Annotated in this window: 7 protein-coding genes and 1 tRNA gene; 3 read left to right on the forward strand and 5 right to left on the reverse strand. The window is 38.8% G+C overall.

What is annotated here, in order from left to right; genetic code table 11:
* Nucleotides 1–73: 73 nt before the first annotated feature.
* Nucleotides 74–4,123 (forward strand): Hint domain-containing protein, encoded by a 4,050-nt coding sequence (locus U0839_RS06835; RefSeq protein ID WP_413550347.1) that lies wholly within the window; start codon nt 74–76, stop codon nt 4,121–4,123.
* A gap of 411 nt (nt 4,124–4,534) precedes the next feature.
* Nucleotides 4,535–7,150 (forward strand): Hint domain-containing protein, encoded by a 2,616-nt coding sequence (locus U0839_RS06840; RefSeq protein ID WP_413550348.1) that lies wholly within the window; start codon nt 4,535–4,537, stop codon nt 7,148–7,150.
* A 219-nt stretch (nt 7,151–7,369) separates the two neighbouring features.
* On the opposite strand, the gene argC is transcribed toward U0839_RS06840, so the two are convergent.
* The 5 genes from argC to U0839_RS06865 all read right to left on the reverse strand — a co-directional run bounded on the left by argC (nt 7,370) and on the right by U0839_RS06865 (nt 12,345).
* Nucleotides 7,370–8,281 (reverse strand): N-acetyl-gamma-glutamyl-phosphate reductase, encoded by a 912-nt coding sequence (gene argC, locus U0839_RS06845; RefSeq protein ID WP_413550349.1) that lies wholly within the window; start codon nt 8,279–8,281, stop codon nt 7,370–7,372.
* 112 nt (nt 8,282–8,393) lie between these two features.
* Nucleotides 8,394–8,891 carry a 30S ribosomal protein S9 gene (rpsI, locus tag U0839_RS06850; RefSeq protein ID WP_110439378.1) on the reverse strand — a complete coding sequence of 166 codons (498 nt, stop codon included), beginning with the start codon at nt 8,889–8,891 and terminating at the stop codon, nt 8,394–8,396.
* Nucleotides 8,892–8,896: 5 nt separating this feature from the next.
* A complete protein-coding gene (gene rplM, locus U0839_RS06855; RefSeq protein ID WP_110439377.1) occupies nt 8,897–9,382 on the reverse strand; it encodes a 50S ribosomal protein L13 in 486 nt (161 codons plus the stop codon).
* A 433-nt stretch (nt 9,383–9,815) separates the two neighbouring features.
* A tRNA-His gene (locus U0839_RS06860) sits at nt 9,816–9,891 on the reverse strand.
* Between the two features lie 159 nt (nt 9,892–10,050).
* On the reverse strand, nt 10,051–12,345 hold the full coding sequence (locus tag U0839_RS06865) for a TonB-dependent hemoglobin/transferrin/lactoferrin family receptor (RefSeq protein WP_413550350.1): 2,295 nt from the start codon (nt 12,343–12,345) through the stop codon (nt 10,051–10,053).
* Nucleotides 12,346–12,612: 267 nt separating this feature from the next.
* Here U0839_RS06865 and U0839_RS06870 point away from each other — a divergent pair, with 267 nt between their 5' ends.
* Nucleotides 12,613–13,182 carry a biliverdin-producing heme oxygenase gene (locus U0839_RS06870; protein WP_155564968.1) on the forward strand — a complete coding sequence of 190 codons (570 nt, stop codon included), beginning with the start codon at nt 12,613–12,615 and terminating at the stop codon, nt 13,180–13,182.
* The last annotated feature ends 54 nt before the right edge of the window (nt 13,183–13,236 follow it).

Consider the following 13,236-nt stretch of genomic DNA (forward strand, 5'->3'; position numbering starts at 1 on the left):
GTATATTATGTTGTATTATACTAATAATAATATTTCAGGAACGAAAAAATAAAATAAAAATAAGAGATTACTTATGGTTAAACATGTAAAAGACGACAAACGCAAAGATTTAACAGATGAAAATGGATTTAAAACAAATCATTTTGTAAACTATATTTATTATCCTGTTAATTTGGCGAATAAAAGTAACGTCACCGAAGACCAAATAAGCACTTTTGATTCGATAGGATATTCCATACACAATAACAATCCCATCCTGAATACCGGTGATTGGTACGCCGTTAACTATAATGGAAAAACTATATATAGTAAGGGCGGATATAATCAGGGCGGTACAAATTCATACTTTAGCCTGTATACGGCTGATCACACAACCACTGATCCAAACTATGCCTATTCTGGCCCTGTAAACATTATCAACAGCAATTTGCATATCGAGAATGGCGCAGTAGTATCAGGACTCAATTATTTTTCCACTGACGGGAATCAATATACGCTTACCGTTGATCAAAATGGTAAATTGCAAAATTCCAATATTTTCAATCAAAATGTCTACATCAACAATGGTTTTTCCAGTAATAACAATTACTATAGCTGCCCCACCACAATGGCCGGCAACACTCAGTCAGACAACGATTCATTTACCAATGCCTATATCCTATCAGTGGGTAGCTGGACTTTAACGGGTATAGCCTCCCAACAGACCCCCTCATCAGGAAATTTTTTCTTTAGTAAGGGTGGAACAACAACAATCAATATAAAAGACTCTACCATAGTCACCAATCCCACTGTCACCGCCGATACGCAGGTTCCAGCCGACACGAGAAGTACGCAGATCAATGTTGATCAAGGAGCAAGATTCGGAAAACAGGATTTTTATTCCATAAATAACATTGATGAATATTTGAACAACATAATAATCAAAAATGACTATAAATCCATTATCGGTGACGGAAGTTTCAGTGATTATAACGTTGTATATGTCACCAACGAGACATTTACAGACGCCAATGGAGTGACACAAACAGCAACAACTTACCGGGATTCAAATAATAATGTACTCTATCGGGGAAACGGTCCTGTCAATATCTATAATGTCTCAAGAATAATTGTCAGAAAAGGCGCGGTACTGGATCATGCACAAATTTTTGGCGGAACAATTCCCAGTATCCTGGTTGAAAACGGAGGCATTCTTCAAAATTCCAATATTTTCGATAGCTACATCGGGATTCAGAATGGGGGGCAATCACTCAATAACACCTATTACTCACCCGAATTCTGGTACAGCAGAAATAATGTCACCAGCCGCATGGAAGGGATCTCCAAAAATGATAAATTCTATGAATCTGCACACTCTTACCAGAATCTTTTAGACATTAGTGATAATGCCAATGTCTATTTCGATCAAAATGGTTTTACCGTAAACGATCCCACTAAAAATCCATCCAAAAGCCAACGCTTTTCGGTTGTCAATGGATTTATGCAACTGCATATCGGTTATGGAGGGCAATTCATTGATCCAAGTATATCAAGCTACAATAGTTATTATCTTGATTATTTTGGCGGGGGGGAAAATAATGATCCAAACAGTTCGCCAAACTATAATTATCCGGGTGTGGATCCTGACCTATCTGCTGATACCAGTAAAAATCCATTGAAATTCGATAACAATGTCGATTTTGCAAATTATACCGTCCGTAACAATAACCCGATCCTGGATGGAACCATTCCATGGCATGCCGTTAAACTTGACAATGGTAAAACGGTCTATCAACGGGGAACCGGCACAAATGGCCCCTATTTCAGTTTACACGACAAGGATCACCTAACCAATGATCCCAATAAAGCCTATTCAGGTCCTGTTAATATCATAAATTCCGATTTTTACATTGAAAATGGGGCTGTTGTCTCTGGATTGAATTTCCTTGCCAGTGACAATTCCAGAACATTATACAATAATGGTGGAACACTGCAAGATTCCAATATTTTCAATCAAAACGTAATTTTTACTGGCAATAGTCATTCCAATAACAACACTTTTATTTCCTGCCCCGTCAACATAAGTGGAACTACCGTATCCGATGGGGATTCTTTCGTCAATTTTTCCTCTAAAACAGGATATTATGATTTAAAGGGAATCAGTTATACAAATAGAAGCTATCTTGATACCAAACATGACAACACCTTTCTATCCAGTGATAATGGATCTGCTGATGTAAACGTAAATGACAGAAGTATTGTCAGAAATCCCCATATACCGAATGTTCCATTGAACAACTCAAATAATACCATGACTATAAATGTGGTAAATACAGCACAATTTGAAACAAAGGGGGTGCCTACTGGTCCAGAACTTGATAAATACCTCGCCAGTACCGTTATTCAAAATGACAGCCTGAACATTATTGGCCCAAATAACGGTAGCAGTAACAATTGTGTCTATGTATACACAGAAAACGTTCTGGACCAAAATGGAAAACCTGTTTTGGATTCATCAGGTGTACCCCAAACAGTAAATGTCTATCGGGATAGTGCCGGACATGAAATCTACCGTGGTAATAAAAAAATTAATTTTTACAATGTATACAAGGTTATTGTCACCAAAGGTGCAGTTCTTGACGGCGCGCAAATTTTGGGAAACAATATCCCGAGACTCCTTGTCCAAAATGGCGGAACCATAAAAAATTCAAAATTTTATGATGGTTATGTAGGCATTGAACAAGGTGGACAGTCAATAAACAATACTTATTATTCACCGGAATTCTGGTATTCCGAATGGGACAATCTGGGCGACCATCGAATGGAAGGCACTTCACAGGACGACAAATTCTTTGAGAGTTCTGGAACCGTAAAAGGTCTCGTAAATATCGCAAATAATGAATGTCGATATATTGATGGCAATAATAATGTTGTTTATAATGACAAAAGCTATAACCCTCCAAACAATACACAATTTACCGTAGCCAGTGGTACAACCCAAATCCATGTCGCGGGTAACGGAAAACTAATTAATCCGACGATATCAAGTAATAGTAAATATATTTTGGATTACAGGGATAATGCTCAGGAAGAACCCTGTTACCTTTGTGGCACGATGATAGAGACAAGAGACGGATTGAAGGCCATAGAAAAGATCCGTGCCGGAGACATGGTTTATACATACGAAGGCTCCGCGAGGGTTCTCAAACCCGTGACCTGGGTCGGATCGGGTCACCACAGTGTCCGCAGGAACAGACCCGATGATGTGGCGGGTTATGCAATCCATATCGTCAAAGACGCCCTGGCTGACAATATCCCATACAAGGATATGCGCATCACACCGGAACATTGTCTCTATATTGATGAAAAGTTCATCCCCGCCCGCATGCTGGTCAATCATCACTCCATCCGTTACGATTATTCAAAAACCGAATATACCTATTATCATCTCGAGCTGGAGGAACATGGCGTTATCAAGGCGGATGGCGTATTGTCCGAAAGCTACCTCAATACGGACAACCATAAAAATTTCCACAATCCTGAAAAGGTGGTTCAGTTAAGACAGGAGACAAAAGACTGGGCACAGGATGCCGCAGCCCCTCTGGAAACAAGCCGTGAGGCCGTTGAACCTGTCCATGCCCATTTGAAACAGAGGGCATTGCATCTGGGCATGAAGAACATGGTTGCGCCAGAAACAATCACCCACTCCACAAATCTTCATATCATTACTGACAGAGGCGAGGTTATCCATCCACAATGGCCGGTAACGGGAAATGGAAATTATGTCTTTGTTCTCCCCAGTCCCGTTCATCATGTCCATATCATTTCAAATAGCAGTCGCCCGTGCGATGCCATCGGTCCATTCGTTGATGACAGGCGCAATCTCGGCGTACTGATCGAAACCATCACCCTGTTTGACAACAGGGAGAACCACTATGTCAAAGCCCACCTGGAAACCAAGAAACTTGAAGGGTGGCATAATCAGGAAAACATACCCTGCCGCTGGACGGACGGCTATGCTCTCCTGCCCCTGGACCAGCATGTTCTGCAAAAGGGCCGGAAGATCCTTACCGTAAAGGTCATCGCCGCTGGACCGTATATCTCACAAAACCAGTTGGATCATAAAAAAATAATGTCATCATAATAAAAATTACAAATACCATTTTATATTACTTATAAGGCTGGATCAGATAAATTGATCCAGCTTTTTTATAAAACCCATTTGATTCTAGCAATTTTATTACTTAATCCATATCCCGACCAAGCCATCACTTCATAATGTCATTTTCCATACATTTATTGAAAAACAAAATTGGGTGAATCCCTATCTAACTATTTTTAATAGAAATCTAATATTTATTAAAAAATAATAAATGTATTCAAGATATTACATTTCAATTATCAAATTTAATTTACTAAATATATTAATAACATTATAATAATTAAATAGATTAAATAATAAATAGCATGCTCATGAAAGTATTACTTAAATAATAAATGTCACAAATACTTACTTTCTGACACGCTTATAATAAAAATTATATGAGAATCACTGATGACGAACCAAAAAAAAGATTACTTGCGTAAAGATAAAAAAGATGATGATACATTCAAAATAAATCATTCATTTGTCCATTCATATCAATATCCTCCATCCTATGGTGAAAAGAACAGTCAAGATTCTATTCAAACCTTCTCAAATAATCGCCTTACAAGAGAGAATGCGACTTCCAATCAATTAAAAAATGTCGAAAATACAGACCTGAACAGTTATATATTACAAAATAACAATCCGATCATTGATAGTGGCAATTGGTATGCCGTTAAATTAAGTGATGGCCGCACTGTCTACAAAATAAACTCAACCAACGGACAGTATTTCAGCCTATCAACAAATAATCATCTTACATCTGATCCATCACAAGCCTATTCAGGACCCATCAATTTTGTTGACAGCACTGTAACCATTACAAATGGTGCAACCATTTCAGGTTCAAATTTCCTTTTGATCAAAAACAGCCCCTCTAACAATTCAGCCATTACAATCAATACTGGTGGAACGCTCCAGGATTCAAATATATTCAATCAAAATGTTACGATGAATGGTGGCAGTTCAACCAACAACACTTTTATTTCCAGCCCTGTTATCATGAACGGTTCCTCCACTTCGGATAATGACTCATTCCTTAACCCAAATACTACAAGAAGCGGTTATAATCTGGGAGGTCAAAGTTTTAGTGGCAATAGTTACAAGAATCAACCCAACTCTTATTTTCAATCAAGTGATAATAATACTGCCAATCTTACCCTCAATAACAACAGTAAAGTAACAAATCCCAATATACCGGATCTTTACAGATACAACCCTTCATCAAACAGGCTGACCGTATCAGTCAGCAGAACCGCCCAATTTTCTCAAGAACAGATTACCGGGGATGATATTGAAAACTATGTAAAAAACTATAACATTTCCAACGATCATATCAATATCATCGGTACGGGTGGCACCACCTCAATTTATATCAGCTCTGAAATCGCTTCAGATCCTGCCGGTAATATGATTAGACAGAATGTCTATAAAAATGGAGCCGGAATTATCATTTACAGAGGTAATGATCCAGTAAATATTTTCAACATTAACAATATCTATATTCAAGATGGAGCGGTTGTAGACGGTGCTGAAATTTTTGCCAATAATAGTTGGCAGAACGTTTTTATACAAAAAGGTGGCACCCTAAAAAATTCAAAATTTTATGATGGTTATATAGGGATTGAACAAGGTGGAAAGTCAATAAACAATACTTATTTCTCGCCAGAATTTTCAAGTAATGGCCATTATATCGACGGTTTGTCTCAAAATGATACGATTTATGAAACATCCTGGTCAGCAAGTGGGAAATTAAATATCGCAAATAATAATAATATTTGCTTGAATGGAAACAACCCCCCTGTCTATAATCAGACTAACAACAACCCTCCACCCAATCAATCCATCTGGTTAACCAACGGATTGACTCGCGTAACTGTCGGGACTACAGGACAATTCATCAATCCAACAATAAACACTAATCACAACTATTCCATAGATTATGTGCCGGGACTGAACACTGATAATCCCCAACCCTGTTACCTTTGTGGCACGATGATAGAGACAAGAGACGGATTGAAGGCCATAGAAAAGATCCGTGCCGGAGACATGGTTTATACATACGAAGGCTCCGCGAGGGTTCTCAAACCCGTGACCTGGGTCGGATCGGGTCACCACAGTGTCCGCAGGAACAGGCCCGATGATGTGGCGGGTTATGCAATCCATATCGTCAAAGACGCCCTGGCTGACAATATCCCATACAAGGATATGCGCATCACGCCGGAACATTGTCTCTATATTGATGAAAAGTTCATCCCCGCCCGCATGCTGGTCAATCATCACTCCATCCGTTACGATTATTCAAAAACCGAATATACCTATTATCATCTCGAGCTGGAGAAACATGGCGTTATCAAGGCGGATGGCGTATTGTCCGAAAGCTACCTCAATACGGACAACCATAAAAATTTCCACAATCCTGAAAAGGTGGTTCAGTTAAGACAGGAGACAAAAGACTGGGCACAGGATGCCGCAGCCCCTCTGGAAACAAGCCGTGAGGCCGTTGAACCTGTCCATGCCCATTTGAAACAGAGGGCATTGCATCTGGGCATGAAGAACATGGTTGCGCCAGAAACAATCACCCACTCCACAAATCTTCATATCATTACTGACAGAGGCGAGGTTATCCATCCACAATGGCCGGTAACGGGAAATGGAAATTATGTCTTTGTTCTCCCCAGTCCCGTTCATCATGTCCATATCATTTCAAATAGCAGTCGCCCGTGCGATGCCATCGGTCCATTCGTTGATGACAGGCGCAATCTCGGCGTACTGATCGAAACCATCACCCTGTTTGACAACAGGGAGAACCACTATGTCAAAGCCCACCTGGAAACCAAGAAACTTGAAGGGTGGCATAATCAGGAAAACATACCCTGCCGCTGGACGGACGGCTATGCTCTCCTGCCCCTGGACCAGCATGTTCTGCAAAAGGGCCGGAAGATCCTTACCGTAAAGGTCATCGCCGCTGGACCGTATATCTCACAAAACCAGTTGGATCATAAAAATCAGTTGAGAAACTGAACAGCATACTTCAGATTATTACAGAATCAGGTTATCTAATACGTTTCAATACTGTATTTCATAACCTGATCTTACTATAAAATTTACCAGACATCTTTCTAGAATAATTCTTATCCTCGATTTCATCGAAAAATTATCATTATCTGCATTAATCAACATTTCAATTAAAATTTTATATACAAATGGTTATTGTTCCAATGATATTGATTGATAAATACCTCATATACCCAACATCAATTTGATATTCTGGATGGCCGCCCCTGATGCTCCTTTTCCAAGATTATCCAAACTTGCAGTCAATATTACCTGATCATTTCTATTATTCGAATGAACCCTCAGCTCCATACGATCGGTAAAGGCCAGCTGGTTTGCGGGAAGACGCGTCAAACCATCCTCAACAAAAACAATATTTTTTCGTTGAAAATAATGTTCCCTCAAACATGTTTTAAGCTGTTTGACCGTACCATTTAACAAATTAACATGCAAAGGTATCGAAACAATCATTCCCTGTGCAAAATTTCCTACGGATGGAACAAATACAGGTTCCTGCACCAGATCGCAATAATGACAAATTTCCGGTAAATGCTTATGATTCAAATCTAAAGCATATAATTCGAAAGGAGGTGCATTCTTTTCCCGTTCATAAACTGCAATCAACTTTTTCCCTCCTCCACTATAACCACTTACAGCATTAATGGTTAATGGATAGTCCACGGGAATTATACCCGCCTTTACCAAAGGATGAAGCAAAGCAATTGCTCCACTGGAATAACATCCAGGATTGGCAACCTTATCGGCTTTTGCAATTTTTCGTTCTTGCCCCGGATCCAATTCAGCAAATCCATAAACCCATTCCGGATCTGTTCGAAATGCTGTACTGGCATCCAAAATACGCGGTCTTTTACTTTCCATCATCTCAACAAGAGCAACAGCCTCACGTGAAGCCTCATCCGGAAGACATAAAACCGCCAAATCAACTGCCGCCATCATTTGAAGACGTTTATCAATATCATGACGATGCTCAATGGGGACCGAACATAATTCAATTGGCAAATCCGCCAAACGTTGTCGTATACCCAACCCCGTAGTTCCATATTCCCCATCAATAAAAATTTTAGGCATTTCTGTCATGATTGTCATTCCAAATAAATCGGTTTTTAATAATTAAACATATGCTTAAATAAAAAAGGCGAAGAAAAGCATAATGCCTTTCCTCGCCCCTGATTTCATAAAGCTGTAAGGCTTAACGTTTACTGAACTGGAAGGAACGGCGGGCTTTTGCCTTACCATACTTCTTACGTTCAACAACACGCGCATCACGTGTCAAGAAGCCTGCCGCTTTTAATGCGGCACGTAATTCAGGTTCATAGTTGCATAAAGCACGACTTAATCCATGACGAACCGCGCCAGCCTGTCCTGACAAACCTCCCCCTGTTACAGTGCAGTAAACATCAAACTCACCTTCACGATTGGTTACCTGAAAAGGTTGATTCAACAACATCTGCAAAACTGGACGAGCGAAATAACTTGTTACCGGACGTCCATTAACAATAATCTCGCCCTTACCGGGTTTTACCCATACACGTGCAATGGCATCCTTACGACGACCGGTTGCGTAGGCACGACCAAACTGATCACGCTTTGGTTCACGAACGATAACTTCCTGTTGTGCCAAAACAGTATCAACAACTGCCTCTTTCAGATCAGCCAAGCTGCCTGTACGTTCTTGAGTCTCTGACATATTCCTCAGGCTCCAACTTTTGTAGTTTTATTAACACTATTTTTTCGGTTCAACGCAGCTATATCGAGCTTAACCGGTTGTTGCGCTTCATGTGGATGAGCATCACTGGCGTAAACATATAAATGTTTCATCTGTTTACGCTGCAATGGACCACGGCTAATCATCCGTTCAACTGCCTTAATGACAAGATGTTCCGGATTTTTACCCGTCAAACGTTGTCTGATCGTACGTTCTTTGATCCCACCGGGATAACCTGTATGATAATAGAACATCTTCTGTTCTACTTTTTTACCTGTTAAGGCGACTTTATCAGCATTGATAACAATAATATTGTCACCACAATCGACATGGGGTGTATATTGTGGTTTATGCTTGCCACGAAGGCGATTAGCAACGATAGCAGCCAAACGTCCCAAAACGATGTCTTTCGCATCGATCAGAACCCAATTCTTGGTTACTTCCGCTGGTTTAAGCGAAATGGTTGTTTTCATTAACTCTAGATTCCGTTAATTGAGCAAAACTGTAATTTGACTTTTGTTTATTAACTCAAGTATGATTTTCGTCAAGTTTTTTTTTAATATTTACTAATTTTTATTTGTTTTTCAACGGCTTTAAATATGTGGTATTATAATACCACATTATTTTCTCTTCTCTTTAGACAAAAAACCAAATAAATTCTTATTGCTTACTACAATACTACAATGATCCAGCATTAATTAGACAAGCAATACAATAATGGAAAATTATTTCCGCTAAATTTTTCTGTATCTTAATCTTCTTGTTATAATGAATATTAATCAAAGTATTATAATAATTGGTACAACCAGTCCTAATTGATTTAATTGCCTGCAAATAAAAGGGATTAAATGCCAAATTTAAACCATGTTTTACGGAAAAATTTTATTGTCACAATAAATTGTCGGATGGGGCGAATGACGGGGATCGAACCCGCGACAACCGGTACCACAAACCGGCGCTCTACCAACTGAGCTACATCCGCCATTGTGTGATGAAATGTCTTTACTATAATTCCGTGTAATTCGTCAATTCATTTTCAAAAATTTTATTTAATTTTCTTTTATGCATAATAAATCAGGCTCTTACAAAAATATAAAGACCTGAATACTATGCAGAAATTCAAAATTTTAAAAGAATCAAATCAGAAATCTATACGTGCAGTCACCTTGAAATAACGTCCCGGTTGAGAGAAATATGCCTTCTGTAGACTGCGGGAGGATTGTCCAACCGGCAAAGAAGATGCATTATAATATTTTTTGTCAAACATATTATACATACCAAATTGAAACCGCAAGGGACGATAAAAAGAAGGTCTGTACCATCCGGTCAAATCAAAAACAACATAACCTGGCGTATTCCACTGTTTGGAAAGAACACCCGTGTTATTCAAAAATTTGGCATTGTCCCTGGCTATTGCAAAAGTACTTGATAAATCCGTTCCCCAATTATCTGTTTTATATCCAAACCCAATGATTCCCCGGAAAGGCGCTATTGAACTTAAAGCATAATTTATATCTGTATTACGTCCATGGGCATATGCAAAAGAGGCCCACGTATGCCAGTTGGGATCGAATTCCCAGTTCATACTGGCCTCTGTTCCATAAATACGAACACGAGACAGGTTATCATAGCCAAAACACATTTGTGTTCCGGTGCAAGGATTGATACCGATCATATCAATATAATTGCGATAGTAATTATCATAAAAGGCCATATTGAAGCCCCGTCTTGAATTGCCATATTTAAGTCCAACTTCCCAACCACGACCTGTTTCAGCCTTTAAATCGGGATTACCAGTGACCTGATACATGGGAGGCGTTCCATAACTTAAATACTCTTCATTTGCACTGGGTGCACGATAGGATTGTGAATATTGTGCATAAGCAACCAATTGATGAATAATCCGGGCTTCGACCAAAATCTTTGGAGAGTAACGAGAGCCACTGGCCCCTTTGGGTAATCCATTGTAAATTGGATTGTTTTGATATTTCGAAGTGTTATGCGGATCCCGTTTAAAATAATCAAACCTTACACCTGATGTGATATGCAGCCACTCATTTTTTCCAATGCCAATACGATCTTGTAAAATGGCCCCCAAATCAGTCCCGTGCACATTTGGCATATCCGAAAAATTATTATGCAGGAATGGATTCTTGGTGGCATTCCATCCTGATTGATACTGACTTGTATCTGTTAGATAAGCTTCACCCCCATATGTAATTGCATGATGTATCGAGCCTGTAAACACGTTCATTGTTGCATGTCCAACCACTCCATAAGATTGAACATCCATGTCCAGTTTCTGCCACGAATCACGCTTCGGCATTAAATCATAACGATCTGAGATATTCGTTATAACATTATTATCCTGCCAATAGGCAATAAACTGCCCTTCGCCAAATAAATCCTTGGCTGGGTTCTTTGCCTTGTAATCATAATGGACAGAAAAACGGGAGCGTTGATTTTCACTTTGTGTACGATAAAATTCCTCTTTTACCCGTTGGGAAGTCAATGTATGTTCATCAACATTGCGATCGACCCATTCTCCTGTAATTCCTAGCCGATGACCGCCTGAAAAATAATGGATGACCTTTCCAACAAAACTTCCCTGATCGTAAGAGGCAGGATTATGTTTTGTACGTGTATTTCCATACCCACCAGTATGTCCCATATTTCCAGTTTCACTACCATTGGAATAGCCTCCTTCCAGTAAAAATAGTGTATTTTTGTAACGTGCGGCAAAAATCTGGTTTAACAAAGCGCTTGCACTGACGCCATCATAGGTAGTTTTTGTAATCCCGCCAAATTTTTGTCCTGATTTTAGAATATCCTCTGGATTAAAAGTTCGTAAGGCAACCACTCCACCCAAAGAACCTGTTCCAAAAAAGCTGGAATCTGCACTTTTAATAACATCCATTCCACCCAAAGAATTAAAATCAAAGGTTGATAAACCACCCTGTTGAGTCGTAAATGCACTTGCAAATGCACCATCATTTGCCCACATCATACGAATACCATCAATCGTTGTTAATAAACGACTTTGATCAAGACCCCGCATATTAATACTATAATTATTTGAATTATAGTTAATTGCCGCATCCACACGACGCGAATAATCCTCCAAACTATCGATCTGTTTATCCCTGAAAGTTTTAAAGATTGTTGTTGTCGTCAAAACTTTTGATTTTCCTTGGGAGCTATAATCTTTATCGGGATCAATTTTTGTATAAGACAATATCGGGTCTGATTTTCCCTTGATTTGGATCGGAGAAAGCTTTAGCGAAGTTCCTTTAATATTGTTTTTCTGGTTAAATTTATCCGATCTTTTTTGTTCATCTCTCTGTTGCGTTTTGAGGTCCGGCAATAAATCCTGATTAATGGGATTAGAAGATTGCCCCCAGGCTGATATATTAGTCAAACCTAAAAAACCGGACATTACAAACCATGGAAATTTATATGAAAATGGAAAAAAAAAATGTTTTTTTTGAATAGTCTGCATGGAATTCATCAATCGTTATTGTGAATGATTATTAATAACTTTTTGATGACACAACTGAATTTTAATGTCAATGAATTAATAATGATTCTTAATATCAATTGATATTGATAATTACTATTAATTGGTATATGTCTAAAAATTATGGTGCTAATAAATTTAGCCAACTTAACTGATTAATTTTCATGCAATAATGGAAACACAACCATGACAGACTCAGGAACCCTTACTTTAACAGAAGCTTTACGTCAACAAACACGGGAAACTCACGAAAAATTGGATCATTATCTTACCAATCTTGGATTATTCAACAACATTGAACTCTACAAGAAATTTCTCTCACTTCAATATTATATTCATCGTGATGCCAACAGTTATTATCATGACCAAACGTTAACAGCCATTATCCCCGATCTCATCAATCGCAACCGCTTTGAAAAAGTGAAAGAGGATTTGAAAGATTTAAAAATTGATATCCCTTCCACTACCTTTACTTCACCAAACACAACGAATGCTTCTGAGGCGGTAGGTTTTCTTTATGTTGTCGAAGGATCTAAACTTGGGGCAAATACGCTTTTGAAACGCGTGGAAAAAATTGGTTTATCTGAAAATTATGGGGCACGACATATGGCACCAGATCAAGATGGAAGAGGCGCATCCTGGAAAATATTTCAAAATTCAATTAACCAGGCAAAATTGGATATTCATACCACCATTAAAAGTGCCACCACCGCATTTAGCCAAATCCTTGCCTATGCTAAATTTGTAACGACATAACTTTAATTACATAAAACCGGTTATTTATTAAATAACCAGTTTTAAATACAAATA

This window comes from Commensalibacter sp. A3DC (genome assembly GCF_047307945.1).
Taxonomy (GTDB): Bacteria; Pseudomonadota; Alphaproteobacteria; order Acetobacterales; family Acetobacteraceae; genus Commensalibacter; species Commensalibacter melissae.